Below are 22,067 nucleotides of genomic sequence, written 5' to 3'. Positions count from 1 at the left end.
GAGGCCGCAGTGCGATGGGTCAGTTCCGGCGACGTACGGCTGGCACTGTTCGAGGAGGGAGATCCGGCCGCTCCCACGGTCCTGCTGCTGCACGGCTACCCCGACACGCACCGGGTCTGGGACGAGGTCGCCGCCCTGTTGCGGGACCGTTTCCACGTGGTCCGCTACGACGTCCGGGGGGCCGGGCGGTCCGGCGCCCCACGCGACGGCGGTGACTACACCTACGACCACCTGGCCGCCGACATGGCGGCCGTCCTCGACGCGGTGGGCAAGCCGGGCGTGCATCTCGTGGGGCACGACTGGGGCTCCATCCAGGGCTGGGAGCTGATCGGCCGGCCGGGGATCAAGGAACGCGTCACCTCCTTCACCTCCTTCGGAGGCCCCGGGCTGGACCAGGCCGCCCACTTCCTGCGGCACGGCCGGCGGGCCGAGGTCGCCGGGCAGCTCCTGCGGTCCTGGTACATCGGGGCGTTCCAGGCGCCGGTGGTGCCCGAACTGGCCTGGCGCACCGTGATGCCGCGCGTCCTGGAGCGGACCATGCGGATCTCCGAGGGGATCGCCCCGCGCCCCGGCCATCCGGCGGACACCCTGCGCGAGGACGGCGTGAACGGCCTCGGCCTCTACCGGACGAACATGTTCACCGTCCGCCGCACGCCCCGCGCCGAGCCCGTCGTCGAGACGCCGGTCCAGCTCATCGAGACCACCCGCGACCCCTTCGTCTCGCCCGCGCTCCTGGCCTCCCTGCACCCCTGGGCGCCGCGCATGTGGCACCGGCGGATCGCCGCGGGGCACTGGGCGCAGCGCAGCCACCCCGAGGTGATCGCCAGGATGATCGCCGAGTTCGCCGAATACGTCGAGCACGCGGAGGGGACCGAGGGCGCGGAGGGCGTCGAGCACGCGGGGGGCGTCCAGGGGGCGCGGCCGTCCAGGGAGTTGCGCCGTGCCCGGACGGGAGAGCGCGGGCCGTACGAGGACCGGCTGGTGGTGGTCACCGGCGCGGGCAGCGGCATCGGACGGGCCACCGCGCGAGCCTTCGCCTCGCACGGAGCCGAGGTGATCTGCTCCGACATCGACCTCGACGCCGCCCGGCGCACCGCCGACGGCATCTCCGCGACCTGGCGTACGGCGCACGCCTACCGGGTGGACGTCGGGGACGTCACGGAGATGGAGCGGTTCGCCCGGATTATCCGGGACGAGCATGGCGTGCCCGACATCGTGGTCAACAACGCCGGCATCGCGGTCGCCGGCCCGTTCCTCGACCACTCGGTCGAGGACTGGCGGCGGACCCTGGACGTGAACCTGTGGGGTGTCATCCACGGCTGCCGCCTGTTCGCCGCCCAGATGGTCGAGCGCGGCGAGGGCGGCCACATCGTGAACGTCGCCTCGCTCGCCGCGTTCGCCCCCAGCAGGGTGCTCCCCGCCTACTCGACGTCGAAGGCGGCGGTGAAGATGCTCAGCGACTGCCTGCGAGCGGAGCTGGCCGGGCAGGGGATCGGGGTCACCGCCGTCTGCCCCGGCTTCGTCTCCACCGGGATCGCGGCCAACGCGACCTACGTGGGCGACGACGCGGCGGCGTGGGCGCGCGAGGGCGCGGCCGCCAGAGCGGACAGGGCGCTGGCCAAGCGGGGATACCCGCCGGAGCGGGTGGCCGCGCACATCCTGCGGGCGGTCCACCGCAACCGGCCGCTCGTCGCCGTGAACGCCGAAGGGAAGATCGGTTACGCGCTCTCGCGGATCTCCCCGGCCGTCATGCGCCGCCTGGCCAGGCTCTCCAGGGCGGGGGAAATCTCGCGATTGCCGAATAGCGACTGACCCGGAGGGGCCGGAGGGGCAAGATGGTGGGATGCCCCCCCTGCCTGTCGAGGAGCCCGAAGAGGCTCCGCTGCGGCGTCAGCCCACCCAGAGACGGAGCGCGCGGCGCGTCGAAAGGATGCTCGACGCGTGTGCCGACCTGCTGGACGAGGTCGGTTACGACGCGCTGTCCACCACCCGCATCGCCGAACGCGCCGGTGTCGCGATCGGCTCGGTCTACCAGTTCTTCCCCGACAAGCGGGCCATCACCCAGGCGGTGACCCGGCGCCATGTGGAACGCTTCGTCTCCCGGGTCGGGAGGCGTTTCCTGTGGGAGGACTACGCCGGCTGGTGGGACGCGGTCGACGCGATCATCGATGAGTACGTGGAGATGCACAGGACCGTGCCGGGGTTCCGGTCCCTGCACTTCGGTGATGTAGTCGACCTCAACCTGCTCGACGGGGTGGCCGACAACAACACGGTGATCGCGGGCCGGCTGCGCGGGCTCCTCCTCCAGGAGTACGGCCTGACCGACAGCGAGGAGCTCGACCTGGCCATCCTCGTGGCGGTCGAGGCCGGGGACGCGGTGCTCAAGCTCGCCTTCCGGCGCGACCCCGCCGGGGCCCCGGAAATCGTGGCCGAGGCCAAGCGCCTGATCCGGGGTTACCTGAACCGTCAGTTCGCCGGCGCCTCGGCCTGATCGAGCCCGGGGTAGACCTCGGCCTGGTCCGACCTGGGATAGGCCTCGGCCTGGTCCGACCTGGGGTAGCCGGTCCCCGAGGGGATCCGCCGGAGAGGCACCGACGGGAGCGGAGCCTCCTCCTCGACCATGCTCCGCTCGGAGATGACGATCTGGTCCCGGGGTTCCGGCCGCCGGACCTCGCGCCCGACCTCGCGCCCGATCTGACGTCCGGTCTCACGTCCGGCCTCGTCCCCGTGCTCGGCGAAGGAGCGCCGGTCGCCGATCCTGCTCTCACCCGGCTCGGCCGGGCCTGCATCGTCCGGCAGAGGCTCGATCCGCAGTCCTTCGGCCGGCTCGGGTGCCCCGGGGAGGGCTTCGGCGGGCAGGGCCTCCACCGGCACGGGAATGAGCGCGGGGGGCGCGGGCGCCCTCTTCCGCTTCGGCTGGGACAGCAGCGGGATCTCGCAGGGCATCGCCGGGACGGCGATCGTCTGGATCTGGGGCTCCTCCTGGACCGGCGCGAGAAGCTGCTCCTCGCGGAACCGGCTCTCCAGGGAGACGAGATCGCGGTAGGCCCGCTGGACGGCGTCCATCTTGGCGGAGAGGTATCCGGCAGACCCCGGGACGAGCACGGAGAGACCCACCAGGAATGTCAGGGTGAAGGTGGTCTGCTTGGACATGCCCATCGCAGCTCCTTCGAACGGTAGCGTCCCCTAGCAGGAGTCGCCTGCCATATGCCCGTTTTCCTGCAGAAACACGCGCACCGTAGCTGACCATTTACATTGAGTTACTTAAGGAATACCTGCCGTTGTGCCGACGGAGTCGAGCGTCGCTCGGTACTCTCGCGATGTGGCGCATGTGACACATGAGCAGCTTGATCGGCTGCTTGAGCAGGCACTCCTGGCCGACGATCACGAAGACCTCGCCCGGCGGCTCGAAGCGCTGGTAGGGGCATACATATCCGGCGACATCTCGCGGGCGGCGATCCTCGTGCTCGCCGCGGAAGAGTGGCGGCAGGCCGGACAGCCCGCCCGCGCTCTCGACTGCTTCCAGCGGGCGGTGGACGACGGCGGCGAGGTGGGCGTCGATCCCCGGGCCGGAATCGCCGACACCCTCTTCGAGCTCGAACAGCCGGATGAGGGGCGGGAGGTGATCGAGGCGATCCGAGTCGACGGCGAGGTCACCCCGGCCACCGCGCTCACGGTCGCCGAGACCCTGGTCGCCTACGGAGACCTGCGGGAGGCCCATCGCTGGGCCACCGAGGGAGCCCAGGGGGCGGTGGAGGGCAGCGGGGAGTACACCGCGTTGCTCCGCACCCGCTACCGGATCAGGGTGGACCTCGGCCTGCCGGAGGACGAGCTCGACGCCCTGCTCGACGCGTCGCACTGACCTTCGGGCCACGGGCCGCATCGGGCCACGGGCCGTGCCGGGTCGCGAGTCATGTCGGGCTGTGGGCCGCATCAGGTCGCGGGCCGTGCCGGGCTGCGGGGATGTATCGGGTCGTGCCGGGCTGTGGGCCGCATCGGGCCGCGGGTCGTGCCGGGGCGCGGACCGTGCCGGGGTGCGGGCCGTATCAGGTCGTGCCGGGCCGCGGGCCGTGCCGGGATCGCCGGCCGCGTCGGGACGTGGATCGTTGCGGACTCCGGAGCGAGTCCGACAGGCGGGGCCGCGTCCCCCCGGGCGCGGCCCCGCCTGCGTGGACGGTCAGTCGAGTCCGAGCTGCGGGAGCACCTGGTCCAGGACCGGGAGGTCGGCGGTCTCCTCCGCCACCTCCGACGTCACCTTCGACGGGGCGGCGTCGGCCGGGGGAGCCACCGGCACCGACGGGACCTCCGGCTCGATCGCTGCGGGGAGGTCCTCCGTCACCGCCTTCACCGAGACCGGCTCCTCCAGCGGCAGCGGCAGCGCCGTGCCGTCGCCGGACAGGGCGCCGGTCGGGTCCGTGAGGCGGGGGACCGACGGGACCTCCGAGACCGGGAACCTGATGAGGTCGGTGCCCGGGGTGCCCGGCAGGCCGGGCAGGTCCGGCGCGGTGGCCAGGGTGCCGGCCGAGGTGTGGCCGGGGAAGCCCGGCATCCCGGAGGGCAGGGCGGGCAGCGCGGGCGTGCCGGTGCCCGCCGCGACGCCGGCCGTGTCGGCGAAACTGACCACGGCCGAGGCCTGGGAGAGGCCGGGCAGGCCGGCGATCCGCGCGAGCCGTTCCATGGACGCGGGCCCCTCGCCCTGGGCGGGGACCGTCGTCCTGCCGGCGGTCGCGGACGCCCTGAGGTCGCCCGCCTCGTCGCAGACGGTCGCCACGGACTCCGGCGTCTCCAGCAGCTCCACCGGGCCCCGCCCCTGGCAGGACACGCCGCCGGCCGACGCCGGAGCGGCCACCAGCCAGCTCACACCGGCCGTGAGCGCCGCCACCGCGAGGAGCCCCCGGATGTGCCGTGATGTGTTAGACATTCACGTCCCCCTGTTGTTTTCGGTAGTCCGACGACTGCCGAAGGTAACAGCGGGGGTCTGCCGAGGGGTGGGCTTAACCCAATGCTGGTCAAGCCCTTACCCAGCCGGTGGTCAGGCCCTCACGGGGCCGATCTCCAGGGTGTCGCTCGTCTTGTCGAGGTCCACCAGGACCTCGTCGCCGTCCTGGACCTCGCCGGACAGCACCTCCTTGGCCAGCTTGTCGCCGATCGACGACTGGACGAGGCGGCGGAGCGGCCGAGCGCCGTACATCGGGTCGTAGCCCGTCAGCGCCAGCCAGTCGCGCGCCGCCGGGGTCACGGTCAGCGTGAGCCGCCGGTCGGCCAGCCGCCGGGCCAGGTGCGTCACCTGCAGGTCCACGATCCTGGACAGCTCCTCCACGCCGAGCGCCTCGAACAGGATCACGTCGTCGAGCCGGTTGAGGAACTCCGGCTTGAAGGAGTTCCTGACCGCGTCCATCACGGCCTTCTGCTGGGTCTCCTTGTCCAGCTTCGGGTCCACGAGGAACTGCGAGCCGATGTTGGAGGTGAGGATCAGGATCACGTTGCGGAAGTCGACGGTCCTGCCCTGCCCGTCGGTGAGCCGCCCGTCGTCGAGCACCTGGAGCAGGATGTCGAAGACCTCGGGGTGGGCCTTCTCGACCTCGTCCAGCAGCACCACGGTGTACGGCCTGCGCCGCACGGCCTCGGTGAGCTGGCCGCCCTCCTCGTAGCCGATGTATCCGGGCGGAGCCCCCACCAGACGCGCCACGCTGTGCTTCTCGCCGTACTCGCTCATGTCGATGCGGACCATCGCCCGCTCGTCGTCGAACAGGAAGTCGGCCAGCGACTTGGCCAGCTCGGTCTTGCCGACGCCGGTGGGGCCGAGGAACAGGAAGCTGCCGGTCGGCCGGTCGGGGTCGGAGATGCCCGCCCGTGCCCGCCGTACGGCGTCGGAGACCGCCTGGACGGCCTCCTTCTGGCCGATCAGCCGCCTGCCGAGCTCGTCCTCCATGCGGAGCAGCTTGGCGGTCTCCCCCTCCAGCAGGCGTCCCGAGGGGATGCCGGTCCACGAGGAGATGACCTGGGCGATGTCGTCCGGGCCGACCTCCTCCTTGACCATCGGGTCATCGGGCTGGGCGGCCGCGCTGGCCTCGGCGAGCTCGGCCTCCAGCTTGGGCACCTCGGCGTACATCAGCCGTGAGGCGGCCTCGAAGTCACCGTCCCGCTGCGCCCGCTCGGCGGCGCCGCGCACCTCGTCGAGCTTCTTCTTCAGGTCGCCGACCCGGTTGAGCCCGGCCTTCTCCCGCTCCCAGCGCCCGACCAGGCCGTTGAGCTCCTCCTGACGGTCGGCGAGCTCCTTGCGGAGCCGCTCCAGCCGCTGGATGCTGCCCTCGTCGGTCTCCTTGGCGAGCGCGAGCTCCTCCATCTTCATCCGGTCGACGTTCCGCTGGAGCTGGTCGATCTCCACGGGGCGGGAGTCGATCTCCATCCGCAGCCGGGAGGCGGCCTCGTCGATGAGGTCGATCGCCTTGTCCGGCAGGAACCGGGAGGTGATGTAGCGGTCGGAGAGGGAGGCGGCGGCCACGAGCGCGCTGTCGGCGATCTGGACCTGGTGGTGCGCCTCGTAGCGGCCCTTGAGGCCGCGCAGGATCGCGATGGTGTCCTCGACCGTGGGCTCGCCCACGTAGACCTGCTGGAAGCGCCGCTCCAGGGCGGGGTCCTTCTCGATGCGCTCGCGGTATTCGTCCAGTGTGGTCGCGCCGATCATCCGCAGCTCGCCCCGGGCGAGCATGGGCTTGAGCATGTTGCCCGCGTCCATCGCGCCCTCGGCGGCGCCCGCGCCGACCATGGTGTGCAGCTCGTCGATGAAGGTGACGACCTGGCCGTCGCTCTCCTTGATCTCGCTGAGCACGGCCTTGAGGCGCTCCTCGAACTCGCCGCGGTATTTCGCCCCGGCGACCATCGCGCCCAGGTCCAGCGCGACCAGGCGCTTGTTGCGCAGGCTGGAGGGCACGTCGCCGGCGACGATCCGCTGGGCCAGGCCCTCCACCACGGCGGTCTTGCCGACGCCGGGCTCCCCGATGAGCACAGGGTTGTTCTTGGTCCGGCGGCTGAGCACCTGGACGACCCTGCGGATCTCCGAGTCGCGGCCGATCACCGGGTCCAGCTTGCCCGCCCTGGCCCGCTCGGTCAGGTCGACGCCGTACTTCTCCAGCGCCTGGTAGGTGTCCTCGGGCGTCTCGCTGGTCACCCGGGCGTGCCCGCGCACATTCTCGAACGCGTCGAGCAGGGCGTTGGGGGTGGCTCCGCGCGACTTGAGCAGCTCGGCGACCGGGCCGCCGTCGGCGGCGAGGCCGACCAGCAGGTGTTCGGTCGAGACGTATTCGTCCTCAAGCTGCCGGGCCCGCTGGGCGGCGGTGTTCAGCACGGTGAGCAGCTGCCGTGAGCTCGACGGGGCGCCGACCGTGGCGCCCTGCGCCTTCGGCAGTGCCGCGAGCTGCCGCTCGGCCTCGGTGCGCAACTGCTTCCAGTCGGCGCCGACGGCCTCCAGCAGAGGTACGGCGGTGCCGCCGGTCTGGCCGAGCAGCGAGGTGAACAGGTGGGCCGGGGCGACCTCCGGGTTGCCCTCGGCGGCGGCGCGCCTGATGGCGGAGGAGACCGCTTCCTGGCTCTTCTGGGTGAGCTTGTAGTCCATGCTTGTCTGCCCTTACTCCGTTCGGCGGCTGGAGCGCCGGTGACGGGTGCCCTCACCGGTCACGAGTCCGCCTGGCTCCCGCGCTCCGTGAGTGACGGCCACCGGTGCGCTCTCGCGTGTCGATTGCGACGTCGCGCGTCGCGGCTCGCCCCCCGGCCTCCGTGGCGTCAGGCGGGTGGCAGTTGGTACTGGATCAGCGCGCGGATCATCGCCATCTCCGCGCGCAGACGGTGGTTCTCGTCGCGCAGGCGCAGGGCCTCTGTCTCCAGCGCCAGGATGCGCTTGATGCCGGCGAGGTTGATGCCCTCCTCCTGGGAGAGCCGCTGGACCTCGCGGAGCATCACGATGTCGCGGGTGGAGTAGAGGCGCCCGCGCCCCGACGTGCGGCCCGGACTGACCAGGCCGAGGCGGTCGTACTGCCGGAGGGTCTGCGGATGCAGACCCGAGAGCTGGGCGGCCACCGAGATCACGTATACGGGGGTGTCGTCCGACAGATCGAAGTAGTTGGCTTCCATGGCTACTCGCTTCTGGCCTGTTGGATGAGGTCGGCCCGGGGGTCACCGCCCGCCATGGCGTCACGGAACTCCTCCAGGGCGTTGCGCGCCTTGTCCTCCAACTGCTGGGGCACCAGGACCTCGACCGTGGCGAGCAGGTCGCCCTTGGTGCCGTCCTTGCGGGACACGCCCCTGCCCCGCACCCGGAAGGTGCGGCCGTTCGGGGTCCCCTCGGGGATGCGCAGCGTGACCGGCAGCCCCTTGAGGATCGGCACCTTGATCTCGGCGCCGAGCGCGGCCTCGGTGAAGGTGACCGGCACGGTGATCGTCAGGTTCTCGCCGGTCCGGCCGAAGACCGGGTGCGGCTTGACGTGGATCTGGACGTACAGGTCACCGGCCGGACCGCCGTTCTCGCCGGGCGCGCCCTTGCCCTTGAGCTTGATGCGCTGGCCGTCGCCCACCCCGGCCGGGATGCGCGCCTGGATCGTACGGGTGCTCTTACCCCGCCCGCTCCCCTCGCACACCGGGCACGGGTCGTCCACCAGCAGGCCGCGGCCCTTGCAGTCGCGGCACGGCTCGGAGAAGGCGAAGTTGCCCAGGTTGCGGCTGGCCGCGCCGGTGCCCTCGCAGGTCGGGCAGACCCGCGGGGTGGTCCCGGCCTTGGCGCCGGTGCCGGAGCACGCCGTACAGGCCGAGGAGCTGGTGAGGCGGAGCGAGACGGTGGCGCCGTCCACGGCCTCGCCGAACGAGAGCGTGACCTCCGACTCGATGWCCTGGCCGCGCCGGGCCCTGGTGGTGGTCGTCCCGCCGGCGCGGCCGGTGCCGCCCCGGTTGAATATGCCGCCGAAGATGTCGCCGATGCGCTCTCCGGCGCCGCTCTGCTGCTGGCTGGTGCCGCCGAACAGGTCCCCCAGGTCGAAGGGGAACCCGCCCCCACGGGAAGCCCCCCCGCCTCCCGCGTAACCGCCGAGCCCCGATCCGAACAGCGTCCGCGCCTCGTCGTACTCCTTGCGGCGCTTGGTGTCGGACAGGACGTCGTAGGCCTCGGAGACCTCCTTGAACTTCGCTGTGTTAGCCGAAGTCGCCGAGTCCCCAGGGTTGGCGTCCGGGTGGTACTGCCTGGCCAGTTTCCGGTACGCCTTCTTGATCTCTTCGGCGGTGGCGGTCTTGGGTACACCAAGGACGGCGTAGTAGTCCTTCTCCAGGTAGTCCTTGGTGCTCATCGTCCGTTCCTTCTTAGATATGGGGGTATCAGTTGTCGTTTGACGAGGGCTCTTCGGGCTCGGCGACCGCGACCCGCGCCGGGCGGAGCACCCGCTCGCCGATCCGGTAGCCGGACTGCAGGATCTCCACGCAGGTCGGCTCGGCGACGTCGGGGGAGTAGCTGTGCATGAGCGCTTCGTGCACCGTCGGGTCGAAAGGCTCGCCCTTGGTGCCGAAGGCGCTCAGTCCCAGCTTCCCGGTGGCCGTCTCCAGCGACTCGCTCACCTTGGCGAAGCCGCCGGTGAGCTCTCCGTGGTCACGGGCCCGGCCGATGTCGTCGAGAACCGGCAGCAGCTCGGCCAGCACGCCGGCCACCGCCTGCTCCTTGACCGCGGTCCGGTCCCGCTCGACTCGCTTGCGGTAGTTGGAATACTCCGCCTGGAGACGCTGCAGGTCCGCGGTGCGCTCGGCGAGCTGGGTGGCCAGCTCGACCGAGGCCAGGTCGGCGGCCGGAGCAGGCTGGTCGGCCTGCTCCTTGGCCGTCTCGCGCACCTCGCCCGTCTCCGGATCGATCTTGCGGTTGTCGCGGATCACCGGCTCCTCCCCGGAACCGTTCTCACGCGTGTTCACGCTTGCGCTCCCCTCGGCTCTCCCGCCGTCACTTCTTGCCGTCTTCGCGCTTCGGCTCGTCGTCCACGATCTCAGCGTCGACCACGTTGTCATCGGACTCCTGGCCGGCCGTGTTCTCCGCGCCGGGGGCGCCGGCCGGGGCCTCGGACCCCTGCGACTGGGCGTAGATCGCCGAACCCATCTTCTGGCTGACGGTGGCGAGCTTCTCCGCCGCGGTGCGGATCTCGGCCGAGTCGGTGCCCTCAAGCGTCTTCTTGAGCTCGGCGAGCGCCTCGTTGACCTCGTTCTTGATGTCGTCCGGGACCTTCTCGGCGTTCTCGCCGAGGAACTTCTCGGTCTGGTAGACGAGCGAGTCGGCGTTGTTGCGCGTCTCGGCGTCCTCGCGGCGCTTCTTGTCCTCTTCGGCGTAGGACTCGGCCTCGCGCATCATGCGCTCGATGTCGTCCTTCGGCAGCGCGGAGCCGCCGGTGATGGTCATCGTCTGCTCCTTGCCGGTGCCGAGGTCCTTGGCGGAGACGTTGACGATGCCGTTGGCGTCGATGTCGAAGGTGACCTCGATCTGCGGGATGCCGCGCGGCGCCGGGGCGATGCCGGTCAGCTCGAAGGTGGCCAGCTTCTTGTTGTAGGCCGCGATCTCGCGCTCGCCCTGGTAGACCTGGATCTGCACCGACGGCTGGTTGTCCTCGGCCGTGGTGAAGACCTCGGAGCGCTTGGTCGGGATCGTGGTGTTGCGCTCAATGATCTTGGTGAAGATGCCGCCCTTGGTCTCGATGCCCAGCGACAGCGGGGTCACGTCGAGCAGCAGGACGTCCTTGACCTCGCCCTTGAGCACGCCGGCCTGGAGGGCGGCGCCGATGGCCACGACCTCGTCCGGGTTGACGCCCTTGTTGGGCTCCTGGCCGCCGGTCAGCTCCTTGACGAGCTCGGCGACCGCGGGCATGCGGGTCGAGCCGCCGACGAGCACCACGTGGGCGATGTCGGAGACCTTGATCCCGGCGTCCTTGACGACCTGGTTGAACGGGCCCTTGCACCGCTCGAGGAGGTCGGCGGTGATCCGCTGGAACTCGGCGCGGGTGAGCTTCTCCTCCAGGTGGAGGGGGCCCTCGGCCGAGGCGGTGATGTAGGGCAGGTTGACGGAGGTCTCCGACTGGCTGGAGAGCTCGATCTTGGCCTTCTCCGCCGCCTCGCGCAGGCGCTGGAGGGCCATCTTGTCCTTGGTCAGGTCCACGCCGTGGGCGTTCTTGAACCGGGTCGCGAGCTCGTCGACGACGCGCTGGTCCCAGTCGTCACCACCGAGGTGGTTGTCGCCGCTGGTGGCCTTGACCTCGACGAAGCCGTGACCGTCCTCCTGGCCGACGTCGAGCAGGGACACGTCGAACGTGCCGCCGCCGAGGTCGAAGACGAGGATGGTCTCGTCCTTCTCCTTGTCGAGGCCGTAGGCGAGCGCCGCCGCGGTGGGCTCGTTGATGATGCGCAGGACGTTGAGGCCGGCGATGGTGCCGGCTTCCTGCGTCGCCTGCCGCTGGGCGTCGTTGAAGTAGGCCGGGACGGTGATCACCGCGTCGGTGATCTTCTCGCCCAGGTAGGCCTCGGCGTCCTGCTTGAGCTTCTGCAGGACGAAGGCGCTGATCTGCTGCGGGGAGAACTTCTTGCCGTCGATCTCGACGGACCAGTTGGTGCCCATCTCGCGCTTGACCGAGCGGATCGTGCGGTCCACGTTGGTGACGGCCTGCCGCTTGGCGACCTCACCGACGAGGACCTCGCCGTTCTTGGCGAAGGCGACCACGGACGGCGTGGTCCGCGAGCCCTGCGCGTTGGCGATGACGGTGGGCTCACCGCCCTCGAGGATCGAGACGACGGAGTTGGTCGTCCCCAGGTCGATACCTACCGCACGTGCCATGAGTACGTCCTTGTAGTCAAAGTTGAGTCGGTCAGACTCATAGTGGAACCTCGTGTGACGTTTGTCAAACGACTTGAGCCTATGTCGCTCAACCCTGGAAGGCGTGAAAGCATTCCCGGTTTCCGGGAAACAGGAGGCGTTCCCTGTCTCCCAACGAAGGAGCACGCATGATCGCTCCCCCTGACCCAGGTCCGGGGGCCGAGACATGATCGGCTCCCCCGATCTCGGGCTCGGGCCCGGGACCGGCGAGTGGTCGCCGCGCGACGACTTCGACCGGGTCTTCGACGCCCACTTCGCCGAGATCCACCGCTACGTCGCCCGGCGCCTGGACACCGACGCCGCCGACGACATCGCGGCCGACACCTTCCTCGTCGCCTTCCGCGAACGCGAACGCTTCGACGCCGCGCGGGGCGGCGTCCGTCCCTGGCTGTACGGCATAGCCACCAACCTGCTCGCCAAACACCGGCGGAGCGAGGTGCGCCGCTGGAAGGCGCTCAGCCGTACCGAGGCGGCGGGTCATGTGGACGGCCACGAGGACGCCGTGGCCGCCAGGGTCGCCGCCGGGCAGGTGACCGGCCGGCTCGCGGGGGCGCTGGCCGGCCTGGCCAAGCGCGACCGCGACGTGGTCCTGCTGATCGCGCTCGGCGGGCTCGGCCACGCCGAGGTGGCGGCCGCGCTCGGCATCCCCTACGGGACCGTGGCGTCCCGGCTCAACCGGGCCCGCAAGCAACTGCGCAAAGCACTGGGTGACGTCAACCCGCTGAAGGAGGCCGGCGATGGATGAGATCACCCTGCTGGGGGCCGCCCTACCGGACGCGCCGCCACCCACACCCGAGGCCGTCGCCCGCGCCCGCGCCCGCCTGACCACCCACGAGGTACGGCGCCGCCGTCACCCCACCTGGACACTGATCATTGGAGCCTCCATGGCCACCACCGCCGTCATCGCCGCAGTCGCGCTGGCCGCGACCCTCCTGGCCCCGGCGCCGCCCTCGGTGCTGGGGACGCCGAAGACCGGTGAGCACCTGCTTCTGGAACTCGCGGACAGGGTGGAGAAGCTGTCACCCGGGACCGGCGCCTACTGGCGCGTCCAGGGAACCGACGTCAGCCGGTATCTGGTCGGCAAGGAATCCAAGCGCTACTGGATCGCGTCCAAAGGGAACAGCGTCCAGTGGACCCCGCGGAAGCCGGGAGGCTTGTACGTCGAGGGGTATGAGTCGTCCGGCGTCCGGCCGGACACACCGGAGGACGAGAAGACCTGGCGGAAGCAGGGCTCGCCCAAGCGCTGGGGCCTGTCCACGTGCGAGAGCTCCTCTCCCGGCTGCGTTCCGACGGTCCTCGCCGACAAGCCGTCGCGACGCCAGTATCGGATCATGGGACATGTCACCGATCCCGGCATGGCCGGCCTCACGATCGCCGAGTTGGACGCCCTCCCGACCGATCCGGCGCGGCTGCGGGAGCGCCTTGAGGTCTACCGCAAGGGCGACCAGAAGCGGGGTATCACGCGGTCTTGGAAGGAATTCCTCAGGCAGGCCATGCTCGATCTGGCGATCATGCCGGCCCCCCCGGGAGTCCGGGCGACGTTGCTGCGCCTGTACACGGGACAGCCCGAGGCCAAGACGGCACGGGAGGACAACGATCCGCTGGGCCGTCCCACCGTCGCCGTCGATCTCGGTGACGAGGGCCGTGTCCAACTGGGCACCCGCGCGGTGCCGGTCAAGAGAGAGATCTTTCTCGACCCCCGGACCGGTGAGGGCATGGCCCTGAGAGTTGTCACGACGGCCGCGGAAGGCGGGTTCCCGAAGGGCACCGTGGTCTCCTACAGGGGCGTCGAGATGGGCTGGACCGATGAGCGGCCCAGGCTTCCCTCGGGCTGCCGGATGAAGGCCGGCACCACCTGCCGCTAGACCCCTCCGGTACGGCTCCCGCCGCGCGGCGGGAGCCGTACCGGGCCCGGGTCAGGGCTTGGCGCCGTCGACGATCTTGCGCTTGCCGAGGGGGGCCTTGAGCTTGACGGTCGTCACCTTCTGGATGGCGATGGCGATGCAGGCCATGTTCTTGGCCTTGGCGCTCGGGCCCTCCCAGAGGGTGACGGTCACCCGCCTGGAGGTCTCCTTGACGCTCACGCGGTCGAGCACGGTGCACGGCTCCACCCCGGACCACCAGGTGATCCGCAGGCTCCGGCCGTCCTTGGACGGCTTCGCCGTCAGCCACCGCACCTTGCGGGGATTGTCGGTGTGGCCCTGGGGCTTCGTCGGCTTGGGGCCCTGGGTGGGCTCCTCCCGGGGGGCCACCGTGTGGCTCACCGGCCGGGAGGGACTGTCGACGGTCGCGGTGCCAGTGGTCGCGGTGCTGTGCCCGGCGGCGCCGCAGCCCACGGCCAGCAGCAGGCTTCCAGTGAGGATGGAACTCGCGATCATACGCATACCCCTACAACGGACCGGCGATCAGACCGGTTCAGGCCATTCTGACATCGCGCCGCATGACCCCGGTCATGACCCGGGTGCGATCCGCTCGACCCGGGCCACGTATTCGCGCAGGGCCGTGTTCACGGCGTCCTCCGCCGAGGAGGTGCCCAGCATCCTCATGGCTTCGGCGAGGGCCTCGTCATCGATGTCGATTCGGGTGATGGTCATGTCGTCTCTCCAGCGCCGGTGTTGTACGTAGCCACCATGGACGGCTCCCGGGGCGCGCGCGGGCGGATCCCATAGGCTGGTCAACCACTTCTCCTCAGGCAAGGTGCGCAGACATGATCGCGATTCTGGGAACCGGCAAGATGGGCGAGGCCCTGCTCTCGGGGCTGCTGCGGGCCGGGTTCAAGCCGGGCGACGTGCTGGCGACCGCTCGGCGCGCCGAGCGGGCCGATGCCCTCAGGGAGCGGTACGGCGTGCAGGTGGTGTCCAACGCCGAGGCGGCCAAGAGCGCCGACACGATCATCCTCGCGGTCAAGCCGCAGGACATGGCGTCCCTGCTGACCGAGATCGCAACCCACGTCCCGGCCGACCGTCTGGTGATCTCCGCCGCGGCGGGCATCACGACCTCGTTCGTGGAGTCGCGGCTCGGGGCGGACATCCCGGTGGTCCGTGTCATGTCCAACACGCCGGTCCTGGTGGACGAGGCGATGAGCGTGATCTCGGCGGGCGCCCACGCCTCGGAGGAGCACCTCAGGCGCACCGAGGACCTGCTCAGGCCGGTCGGCAAGGTGCTGCGCATCCCCGAGACGCAGCAGGACGCCGCCACCGCCCTGTCCGGCAGCGGGCCCGCCTACTTCTTCTACCTGGTCGAGGCCATGGTCGACGCGGGCATCCTGCTCGGCATGCCCCGCGCCGCCGCCCTCGACATGGTCACCCAGTCGATCGTCGGCGCGGCCATCATGCTGCGTGACTCCGGAGAGCACCCGGTGATCCTCCGCGAGGCGGTCACCTCCCCGGGCGGTACCACCATCGCCGCCATCGCCGAGCTGGAGCGGCACAGCGTCCGCGCCGCCTTCCTGGCCGCCATCGAGGCCGCCAGGGACCGCAGCCGCCAGCTCGCCGGTGGCTGACCGTCCCCCTCTACCGGGAAACTTCCCTGCGTAAGACCTCATTTCCACGGGACTTCGGTGGGAACGCGGCGATCGTGCGCAGGCCGTACAAGCTGATGATCAGCGGGAACAGGCGGGCTCCGGCTGGGAGACGCCGGACGGCGCGGGGGGCGTCCAAGCGGATGATCAGACGGTACGGCATGCCGTACCGTCATAAGGGGGGCGCGTTTAATCGGAATAAGTCTGGATATTTCGCTCAGATGAAAACCGCCCTCTCCTCCGCGACGGCGGTGTAAACCCCCGTGCGTATCCGTGCGGTAACGTCGGCCGGGGTGGGAGATCGTCCAGCGAGCGCGCCGTGACGCGCCGCGTCGCGATCAGACGATCAGACAGGGAGGGCGCATGAGCCGGTCCGTTCGGGTGGTCTGGGACGACGCGCTCATCGCGTACGACTTCGGCCCCGGGCACCCGCTCGCGCCCGTGCGGGTCGAGCTGACCATGGCGCTGGCCAGGGAGCTCGGCGTGCTGGACGCGGTCGAGGTGACCGGCTGCGCGCCCGCCACCGACGACGAGCTGGCGCTGGTCCACAAGCGCGACTACATCGAGGCCGTCAAGAGGGTCTCCGCGACCGGGCGGCCCGACCTGGCCCACGGGCTCGGCACCGAGGACAACCCCGCCTTCGCCGGGGTGCACGAGGCCTCCGCGCTGATCACCGGTGCGAGCCTGGCCGCGGCCCGCGCGGTCTGGACGGGCGAGGCCGAGCACGCGGTGAACGTCGCGGGGGGCCTGCACCACGCCATGGCCGCCGCCGCGAGCGGGTTCTGCGTCTACAACGACCCCGCGGTGGCGATCGGCTGGCTGCTGGCGCAGGGCGCCTCCCGGATCGCCTACGTGGATGTGGACGTCCACCACGGGGACGGCGTCCAGGCGCTGTTCTACGACGACCCCAGGGTCCTCACCGTCAGCCTGCACGAGAGCCCCCGCACGCTCTTCCCGGGCACGGGCTTCCCCGAGGAGCGCGGCGCGGAGGGCACCGCGGTCAACGTGGCGCTGCCCGCCGGATGCGGCGACAGCGGCTGGCTGCGGGCCTTCCACGCGGTGGTGCCGCCGCTGCTGCGGGAGTTCGCCCCCGAGATCCTGGTCACCCAGCACGGCTGCGACAGCCACGCGCTTGACCCGCTGGCCCACATGATGCTCAGCCTGGACGGCCAGCGCACCGCCTACGCCGCGCTCCACGAGCTGGCCCACGAGACCGCGGGCGGCCGCTGGGTGGTGACCGGCGGAGGGGGGTACGAGCTGGTGCAGGTGGTGCCCCGGGCGTGGACCCATCTGATCGCCGAGGTCTCCGGGCACCCGCTCGCCCCGGCGACCGCCACCCCGGAGGCGTGGCGCCGGCTGGTCAGGGAGCGGACCAGGCAGACGCCGCCGCTGACGCTGACCGATGGCAGAGATCCGGAATTTAGTGATTTCTCCGCTGGTTATGATCCAGCAGACCCGATTGACCGGGCCATCATGGCGACCCGGAAGGCCGTGTTCCCCTTCCACGGGCTGGATCCCCTCCCGTGACGGCGGGCACCGGCGAACCGGCGCGGGAGACGGGGAACGGACGGATGAGTGACGGAGGAGGTCACAGGTTGACAGCGCCCGAGCTGCGACGCCCGGCGTCGCCGCTGACCCGAGACGACCTTCGCGAGCATCTGGTCCGCACCCGGATCGCCGGTGACGTGGCGACCAGCCGGGAGAACAACCTGGACCACTACAGGTCGCTGTCCAACCGGGACCCGCACCACATGTTCGGGCTGACCCTGGAGGGCCACTGGTCCTACCGCGACGTGCTGGCCCTGATGGCCAAGTCCGCCGGGGTCGTGGCCGACCCGGACCACCGCGAGGGCCAGGACGTCATCGACCCGGACCGCACGATCGACGCGGTCGAGGCGATGGGCGACACGATCGCCGGCGTGCTCCGGACCGGCAGCCCCCGGATCCTCTTCGCCACCGGCCACCCCACCGGCCTGCTCACCGTCCACATGGCCGTGGCCCGGCTGGCGCGGGAGCACGGCGCGGTCCTGATGGGCCCGGCCGAGGGCTGGTCCTACTGGAGCGCCGGGTTCGGCCGCAGGCGCGAGATCCGCTACATGGACGACGTCGCGATGCTGGCCGACCGGGGCACCTTCGTGCACAGCCACGACCCGGCCCCGATGCGGGCCATGCTCGACGAGCTCGGGGACGACCGCCCCGATCTGGTGATCGCCGACCACGGCTGGGCCGGCGCTGCCGGTGAGGCGGGGATTCTCACGGTGGGGTTCGCCGACAGCAACGACCCCGCGCTCTTCGTCGGAGAGGACGAGGGCAAGATCGCGGTGACCGTGCCGCTTGATGACAACGTGCTACCCAGATATTACGATCCGCTGACGCGTCATCTGGTCGAAAGGGTCGTGCGGGCCCTCTGAGGCGGGGGTTGCGCAAATCGGGACATCCCTATACGGGCTTTTCGCGCCTGCATTCCGTGGTGCTCGCCGACCGTTTGCCAACTTTTTGAGGATTGTGGGCGACTCTAATAAGAGACGGTTGGTCCGTTCCAAGATCAATACAGAGGGTGCGGTCCGGCTGCTGGCCAGCGAGTTTCTCCATTTCGCTGACATGGGGCTGCGGAGACTGAGAAAGTAGGGGGTTTGCGCGCTCGGAGTCCCGACTTACGCTGACGGCAGTACACGTGCGTGAGCAATGGCACCAGTGGGGATAACCCGGAAACACGTGCGGAAGAGGCGTCCGATGGGTGCAGGCGAAAGACCTCTCAGCGAGGTGAAGTTCCTGACGGTGGCTGAAGTGGCCACGGTCATGAGGGTGTCCAAGATGACTGTGTACCGACTCGTGCATTCGGGCGAGCTGCCGGCCATCCGGGTCGGTCGATCCTTCCGAGTGCCGGAGCAGGCGGTGCACGACTATCTCAGGGATGCCTACATCGAGGCGGGTTGAAGCGAGCGAGCCCCAGGTGGTGAGCGGAGCGACCGGTGAGGGACGGACCGGCTGCGCGGCCGGCGCGGAGCGGTGAGCGGCCGGCGGGTCCGAGTTCTCCGGTCAAACCGGCACGTAGTGGACTCATGCTTCAGTGAGGTAGCGGTGTGGTCGACACGCCGTGAGTTCCAGTACCCGGGATCCCCCCAGGGGGCGATCTACCGTGGATCGCCGGTAGTCTGTTGAGCCGGTGTGTTGTTCGCGCACCGGTTTGACAATCTCGGCTACCAGCTACCTGGGGGTCCCGTGGGCTCTGTGATCAAGAAGCGCCGTAAGCGCATGGCGAAGAAGAAGCACCGCAAGCTTCTCAAGAAGACCCGTATTCAGCGGCGTAACAAGAAGTAGTAACGCGGATCTGCGAGGCGCCGATGACCCACACCGTGCTTGTCACCGGGGTCTCGCGCCACATCGGCGCCCGAGTGGCGAGCGTTCTCGCGGATGACCCGGACATCGACCGGGTCATCGGAGTAGACACGGTGCCGCCGCCCTCGCTCTCACGTGATGGCGGCGTCCCTCTCGGCCGGACGGAGTTCGTCCGCGTCGATCTGCGGAGCCCCGACATCGCCCAGGTGATCGCGGCCGCCGACATCGACACAGTGGTCCACATGAGCCTGGTGAGCGCTCCCCCGCGGAGCGGTGGCCGGATGCTCATGAAGGAGCACAACGTCATCGGCACCATGCAGTTGCTCGGTGCCTGTCAGCGGTCCGCGACGGTCCGCCGTGTCGTCGTGCGCTCCACCACCGCGGTGTACGGCTCGTCCCCGCACGACCCCGCCGTCTTCACCGAGGACGCGGAGCCGGGCGAGTCGCCCACCCACGGATACGCCAAGGACGCCTCTGAGGTCGAGGGCTACGTCCGCGGCTTCGCCAGGCGGCGCGGTGACGTGACCGTGTCGATGCTCAGGTTCGCCAACTTCATGGGGCCCGGCGTCGACTCGCCGCTGACCCGTTACTTCACCCAGCCCGTCCTGCCGACCGTGTTCGGCTTCGACCCTCGCCTGCAGTTCGTCCACGAGGACGACGCGGTCGAGGTGCTCAGGCGGATGGCGATGGAGGACCACCCCGGCACGTTCAACGTGGCCGGGGACGGCGTGCTTCTGCTCTCGCAGTGCGCCCGCAGGGCGGGGCTGCTCTCGCTGCCCGTGCCCTCTCCCGCGTTCCGTCTCCTGGGCGACCTCGCCCGCGGCGCGGGACTGGTCGACTTCTCTCCCGAACAGCTCCGGCTGATGTGCCACGGCCGCGTGGTGGACACGGCCCGGCTGGCCGCCCGCCTCGGCTGGAAGCCCAAGTTCTCGACCTCCGCCGCCTTCGAGGACTTCGTCCGTGCCCGTGACCTGGCCGGCGGACTCCCCGCCGCCATGATGGAACTGATCTCCCAGGCGGTGACGAGGTGACCGGGATGGCAGGTGAGCCCGCCGAGACGGACGACGCCCAGGTGATCCCCATCACCCGGGCCCGTTCCCCGCACGGGTCTCCGCCGTCCCAGCACGAGCCGCCGCCGTCCGAGCGCGAGCCGTCCGGGAATGAGCCGTCGTCCGAGCGCGAGCCGTCTGAGCACGAGCCGTCGGCCGGGCACGAGCCGTCCGAGCGGGGGCCTGCGCCCGACGAGGACGGCGACCGCGACCGCGGCCTCGCCGAGCTGTTCGCCTTCCTGCGCCGCCGCATCACGGGGGAGTACGAGGTCGACGAGTTCGGCTTCGACCCCGAGCTCACCGACAAGGTGCTGCTGGAGCTGATCCGCCCGCTCTACCGGCACTGGTTCCGGGTGGAGACCGTCGGCATGCACAACGTGCCCGGCGACTCCGGTGCTCTCGTGGTGGCCAACCACTCGGGCACCCTCCCGCTGGACGGGCTCATGCTCCAGGTGGCGCTGCACGACGACCATCCCGAGCGCCGCGCCGTCCGTCTCCTCGGCGCCGACCTGGTCTACCAGCTCCCGCTGCTCGGTCACCTGTCCCGTAAGACCGGTCACACCCTGGCCTGCCGCGACGACGCCGACCGTCTGCTCCGCAAGGGTGAGCTCGTGGGCGTCTTCCCCGAGGGCTTCAAGGGGGTCGGCAAGCCGTTCTCCGAGCGTTACAAGCTGCAGCGCTTCGGCCGCGGGGGCTTCGTCGCCTCCGCCATCCGGGCCGGGGTCCCGATCGTCCCCTGCTCCATCGTGGGTGCGGAGGAGATCTATCCCAAGGTCGGTGACCTGCGTTTCCTGGCCAGGGCGCTGGGCCTGCCCTACCTGCCGATCACTCCGCTGTTCCCCTGGCTCGGCCCCCTCGGCCTGGTGCCGCTGCCGTCCAAGTGGATGATCGGTTTCGGTGAGCCCATCCGCACCGACCAGTTCGACCCCGCGGACGCGGACGACCCCATGCTGGTCTTCAATCTCACCGACCAGGTCCGCGAGGTCATCCAGCAGCAGCTGAACGAGCTCCGCCTCCAGCGCGGCCATGCCTTCCCTCCCTTCTTCTGACTCTTCCCGGCTCCTTCCGGCCGCCGCCCGCTCTTTCCGGAGGCGAGCGGACGCTCCCGCACGGGTGAGCGGGCACGCTGATTTTTATTAGGCGCCGCGTCTAACAGTGGGTGCCTCCGGTAGGTATGGTGTGCTCAGCATCGAGCCTCCGACACGAGGAGTGGTCATGGGCGCGCGCCGTACCGCGAGAGGAGCCCTCGTCACAGGGCTCGCCCTGGGAACGGCGCTGGGGATCGCCACGCGACGGCGCGAGGCGCGCGCGGAGACGGCGCTCGGCGGGCATCGGGGGAGGCCGGCCACCGTCGTCACCGACGACGGGGTACGGCTCGCGGTGGACGTGGAGGAGGCCGAGTCACCCGAGTTCGCCGTGGTCCTCGCCCACGGCTGGGTGATGAACCGGCACTGCTGGCACTTCCAGCGGGAGGCGCTGGCCGGCAGGGCCACCCTGGTCTTCTACGACCAGCGCGGGCACGGAGACTCCTCGGCCGGGGCCCTCGGCGCGTGCACGGTCGACCGGCTCGGTGACGACCTGGCCGCGGTGATCGAACAGGCCGTCCCCGAAGGGCTGCCGGTGGTGCTCGTCGGCCATTCGATGGGCGGTATGACGATCATGGCGTTCGCGGGACGGCACCCCGCCGCCTTCGCCTCACGCGTGGCCGGGGTGGCGCTGCTGAGCACGTCGTCCGGCCGGCTGGCCGGCAGCACGTTCGGGCTTCCCGGGCCGATCGGGCGGCTCGCCCCGCGTGTCACCCCTGTCGTGTTCGACCGCATGCTGACCCGTGCCGCGGCCATCGACCGCAGCCCGGCCCTCAAGTCACGCACGAACCTGCCGGTGACCCGCTACGTCGCCTTCGGCCCCGGCGCGGCGCGTGCGCACGTCCACTTCGTCAACGGCATGGCCGCGGCCACCCCGACCGAGGTGATGGTCGGCTTCTTCCGCGACTTCCTCGTCCACGACAAGCTCGCCGCGCTGGCCGCGCTCGGCTCGGTGGAGACGCTGGTCATGGTCGGCAGCCGTGACCGGCTCACCCCGCCCGTCCACAGCCGGCGCATCGCCCGGAGCGTCCCCGGCGCCGCACTGACCGTGCTCCCCGGCGCCGGTCACATGATCGGGCTCGAACGGCCGGAGGCCGTCAACCAGGCCCTGAGCGATCTGCTGGACCGGGTCGCCCGCCGTGTGGACGGTCACCCGGAGCGGTAGGGGGCGGTCACCCGGGGCGGTGGAGGGG

Annotated in this window: 21 protein-coding genes and 1 pseudogene; 13 read left to right on the top strand and 9 right to left on the bottom strand. The window is 70.6% G+C overall.

Annotated elements, in window-relative coordinates; all coding sequences use genetic code 11:
* Positions 1 to 9: 9 nt before the first annotated feature.
* Both CA984_RS13580 and CA984_RS13575 read left to right on the top strand, forming a co-directional pair.
* Positions 10 to 1,812, top strand: coding sequence for an SDR family oxidoreductase (locus tag CA984_RS13580; RefSeq protein ID WP_086571872.1), 1,803 nt, complete (start codon positions 10 to 12; stop codon positions 1,810 to 1,812).
* A gap of 31 nt (positions 1,813 to 1,843) precedes the next feature.
* Positions 1,844 to 2,491: a TetR/AcrR family transcriptional regulator gene (locus CA984_RS13575; RefSeq protein WP_086571869.1), complete on the top strand. Its 648-nt coding sequence runs from the start codon at positions 1,844 to 1,846 to the stop codon at positions 2,489 to 2,491.
* Here the strand turns inward: CA984_RS13575 and CA984_RS13570 are convergent.
* Positions 2,467 to 3,153, bottom strand: coding sequence for a hypothetical protein (locus CA984_RS13570; protein WP_133061652.1), 687 nt, complete (start codon positions 3,151 to 3,153; stop codon positions 2,467 to 2,469). The genes CA984_RS13575 and CA984_RS13570 overlap by 25 nt on opposite strands.
* Positions 3,154 to 3,322: 169 nt before the next feature.
* On the opposite strand from CA984_RS13570, the gene CA984_RS13565 reads away from it, so the two are divergent.
* Complete coding sequence (locus tag CA984_RS13565; RefSeq protein ID WP_012887293.1) at positions 3,323 to 3,862, top strand: hypothetical protein; 540 nt, start codon at positions 3,323 to 3,325, stop codon at positions 3,860 to 3,862.
* Positions 3,863 to 4,177: 315 nt separating this feature from the next.
* On the opposite strand, the gene CA984_RS13560 is transcribed toward CA984_RS13565, so the two are convergent.
* The 6 genes and pseudogenes from CA984_RS13560 to dnaK form a co-directional block, all read right to left on the bottom strand.
* Entirely contained in the window at positions 4,178 to 4,921 is a 744-nt protein-coding gene (locus CA984_RS13560; protein ID WP_133061651.1) for a hypothetical protein, read from the bottom strand.
* Between the two features lie 111 nt (positions 4,922 to 5,032).
* On the bottom strand, positions 5,033 to 7,615 hold the full coding sequence (gene clpB, locus CA984_RS13555; protein WP_086571863.1) for an ATP-dependent chaperone ClpB: 2,583 nt from the start codon (positions 7,613 to 7,615) through the stop codon (positions 5,033 to 5,035).
* A gap of 262 nt (positions 7,616 to 7,877) precedes the next feature.
* Positions 7,878 to 8,130, bottom strand: a pseudogene (locus tag CA984_RS13550) (heat shock protein transcriptional repressor HspR); the annotation flags it as partial.
* A gap of 2 nt (positions 8,131 to 8,132) precedes the next feature.
* Positions 8,133 to 9,332 (bottom strand): molecular chaperone DnaJ, encoded by a 1,200-nt coding sequence (gene dnaJ / locus CA984_RS13545; RefSeq protein ID WP_086571859.1) that lies wholly within the window; start codon positions 9,330 to 9,332, stop codon positions 8,133 to 8,135.
* Positions 9,333 to 9,360: 28 nt separating this feature from the next.
* The gene (gene grpE / locus CA984_RS13540) at positions 9,361 to 9,942 is read right to left on the bottom strand and encodes a nucleotide exchange factor GrpE (RefSeq protein WP_108724572.1); all 582 of its coding nucleotides are present in this window, start codon (positions 9,940 to 9,942) and stop codon (positions 9,361 to 9,363) included.
* A gap of 28 nt (positions 9,943 to 9,970) precedes the next feature.
* On the bottom strand, positions 9,971 to 11,842 hold the full coding sequence (gene dnaK, locus CA984_RS13535; protein WP_086571857.1) for a molecular chaperone DnaK: 1,872 nt from the start codon (positions 11,840 to 11,842) through the stop codon (positions 9,971 to 9,973).
* 205 nt (positions 11,843 to 12,047) lie between these two features.
* Between dnaK and CA984_RS13530 the strand changes: the two genes are divergently transcribed.
* Together CA984_RS13530 and CA984_RS13525 are read left to right on the top strand one after the other, a co-directional pair.
* Positions 12,048 to 12,626, top strand: coding sequence for an RNA polymerase sigma factor (locus tag CA984_RS13530; RefSeq protein WP_086571855.1), 579 nt, complete (start codon positions 12,048 to 12,050; stop codon positions 12,624 to 12,626).
* The gene (locus CA984_RS13525; protein WP_086571853.1) at positions 12,619 to 13,746 is read left to right on the top strand and encodes a hypothetical protein; all 1,128 of its coding nucleotides are present in this window, start codon (positions 12,619 to 12,621) and stop codon (positions 13,744 to 13,746) included. The genes CA984_RS13530 and CA984_RS13525 overlap by 8 nt, the downstream gene beginning before the upstream one ends.
* Before the next feature lie 51 nt (positions 13,747 to 13,797).
* Here CA984_RS13525 and CA984_RS13520 read toward each other — a convergent pair whose 3' ends face one another.
* Together CA984_RS13520 and CA984_RS13515 are read right to left on the bottom strand one after the other, a co-directional pair.
* Positions 13,798 to 14,259: a hypothetical protein gene (locus CA984_RS13520; RefSeq protein ID WP_086571851.1), complete on the bottom strand. Its 462-nt coding sequence runs from the start codon at positions 14,257 to 14,259 to the stop codon at positions 13,798 to 13,800.
* 72 nt (positions 14,260 to 14,331) lie between these two features.
* Positions 14,332 to 14,475: a type II toxin-antitoxin system VapB family antitoxin gene (locus tag CA984_RS13515; RefSeq protein WP_086571848.1), complete on the bottom strand. Its 144-nt coding sequence runs from the start codon at positions 14,473 to 14,475 to the stop codon at positions 14,332 to 14,334.
* A gap of 113 nt (positions 14,476 to 14,588) precedes the next feature.
* Here CA984_RS13515 and proC point away from each other — a divergent pair, with 113 nt between their 5' ends.
* The 8 genes from proC (at position 14,589) to CA984_RS13475 (ending at position 22,039) form a co-directional block, all read left to right on the top strand.
* Entirely contained in the window at positions 14,589 to 15,383 is a 795-nt protein-coding gene (gene proC, locus CA984_RS13510) for a pyrroline-5-carboxylate reductase (RefSeq protein WP_086571845.1), read from the top strand.
* Between the two features lie 381 nt (positions 15,384 to 15,764).
* Positions 15,765 to 16,928 (top strand): acetoin utilization protein AcuC, encoded by a 1,164-nt coding sequence (locus CA984_RS13505; protein WP_086571841.1) that lies wholly within the window; start codon positions 15,765 to 15,767, stop codon positions 16,926 to 16,928.
* A 68-nt stretch (positions 16,929 to 16,996) separates the two neighbouring features.
* Positions 16,997 to 17,812 (top strand): phosphatase, encoded by an 816-nt coding sequence (locus tag CA984_RS13500; protein ID WP_086571838.1) that lies wholly within the window; start codon positions 16,997 to 16,999, stop codon positions 17,810 to 17,812.
* Between the two features lie 322 nt (positions 17,813 to 18,134).
* Entirely contained in the window at positions 18,135 to 18,338 is a 204-nt protein-coding gene (locus CA984_RS13495) for a helix-turn-helix domain-containing protein (protein WP_012887307.1), read from the top strand.
* Positions 18,339 to 18,623: 285 nt separating this feature from the next.
* Entirely contained in the window at positions 18,624 to 18,722 is a 99-nt protein-coding gene (locus CA984_RS13490) for a 30S ribosomal protein bS22 (RefSeq protein ID WP_018654693.1), read from the top strand.
* Positions 18,723 to 18,745: 23 nt separating this feature from the next.
* Positions 18,746 to 19,771 (top strand): NAD-dependent epimerase/dehydratase family protein, encoded by a 1,026-nt coding sequence (locus tag CA984_RS13485; protein ID WP_086571836.1) that lies wholly within the window; start codon positions 18,746 to 18,748, stop codon positions 19,769 to 19,771.
* A 5-nt stretch (positions 19,772 to 19,776) separates the two neighbouring features.
* On the top strand, positions 19,777 to 20,838 hold the full coding sequence (locus CA984_RS13480; protein WP_086571906.1) for a lysophospholipid acyltransferase family protein: 1,062 nt from the start codon (positions 19,777 to 19,779) through the stop codon (positions 20,836 to 20,838).
* A gap of 166 nt (positions 20,839 to 21,004) precedes the next feature.
* Positions 21,005 to 22,039: an alpha/beta fold hydrolase gene (locus tag CA984_RS13475; RefSeq protein WP_086571834.1), complete on the top strand. Its 1,035-nt coding sequence runs from the start codon at positions 21,005 to 21,007 to the stop codon at positions 22,037 to 22,039.
* Positions 22,040 to 22,067 lie beyond the last annotated feature (28 nt).

Source organism: Streptosporangium minutum, assembly GCF_002149035.1.
Classification (GTDB): domain Bacteria; phylum Actinomycetota; class Actinomycetes; order Streptosporangiales; family Streptosporangiaceae; genus Streptosporangium; species Streptosporangium minutum.
Note: the sequence above shows the minus strand (reverse complement) of the source record. Positions and strands in the feature narration are given on the sequence as shown.

Bases quoted from the DNA above. Each gene is read 5' to 3' on its own strand.
- CA984_RS13505 (WP_086571841.1), top strand. From the start codon at position 15,765: ATGAGCCGGTCCGTTCGGGTGGTCTGGGACGACGCGCTCATCGCGTAC.
- CA984_RS13525 (WP_086571853.1), top strand. From the start codon at position 12,619: ATGGATGAGATCACCCTGCTGGGGGCCGCCCTACCGGACGCGCCGCCA.
- dnaK (WP_086571857.1), bottom strand. From the start codon at position 11,842: ATGGCACGTGCGGTAGGTATCGACCTGGGGACGACCAACTCCGTCGTC.
- CA984_RS13530 (WP_086571855.1), top strand. From the start codon at position 12,048: ATGATCGGCTCCCCCGATCTCGGGCTCGGGCCCGGGACCGGCGAGTGG.
- CA984_RS13485 (WP_086571836.1), top strand. From the start codon at position 18,746: ATGACCCACACCGTGCTTGTCACCGGGGTCTCGCGCCACATCGGCGCC.
- CA984_RS13495 (WP_012887307.1), top strand. From the start codon at position 18,135: ATGGGTGCAGGCGAAAGACCTCTCAGCGAGGTGAAGTTCCTGACGGTG.
- proC (WP_086571845.1), top strand. From the start codon at position 14,589: ATGATCGCGATTCTGGGAACCGGCAAGATGGGCGAGGCCCTGCTCTCG.
- clpB (WP_086571863.1), bottom strand. From the start codon at position 7,615: ATGGACTACAAGCTCACCCAGAAGAGCCAGGAAGCGGTCTCCTCCGCC.
- CA984_RS13575 (WP_086571869.1), top strand. From the start codon at position 1,844: ATGCCCCCCCTGCCTGTCGAGGAGCCCGAAGAGGCTCCGCTGCGGCGT.
- CA984_RS13480 (WP_086571906.1), top strand. From the start codon at position 19,777: ATGGCAGGTGAGCCCGCCGAGACGGACGACGCCCAGGTGATCCCCATC.
- CA984_RS13515 (WP_086571848.1), bottom strand. From the start codon at position 14,475: ATGACCATCACCCGAATCGACATCGATGACGAGGCCCTCGCCGAAGCC.
- CA984_RS13475 (WP_086571834.1), top strand. From the start codon at position 21,005: ATGGGCGCGCGCCGTACCGCGAGAGGAGCCCTCGTCACAGGGCTCGCC.
- CA984_RS13570 (WP_133061652.1), bottom strand. From the start codon at position 3,153: ATGTCCAAGCAGACCACCTTCACCCTGACATTCCTGGTGGGTCTCTCC.
- CA984_RS13560 (WP_133061651.1), bottom strand. From the start codon at position 4,921: ATGTCTAACACATCACGGCACATCCGGGGGCTCCTCGCGGTGGCGGCG.
- CA984_RS13520 (WP_086571851.1), bottom strand. From the start codon at position 14,259: ATGATCGCGAGTTCCATCCTCACTGGAAGCCTGCTGCTGGCCGTGGGC.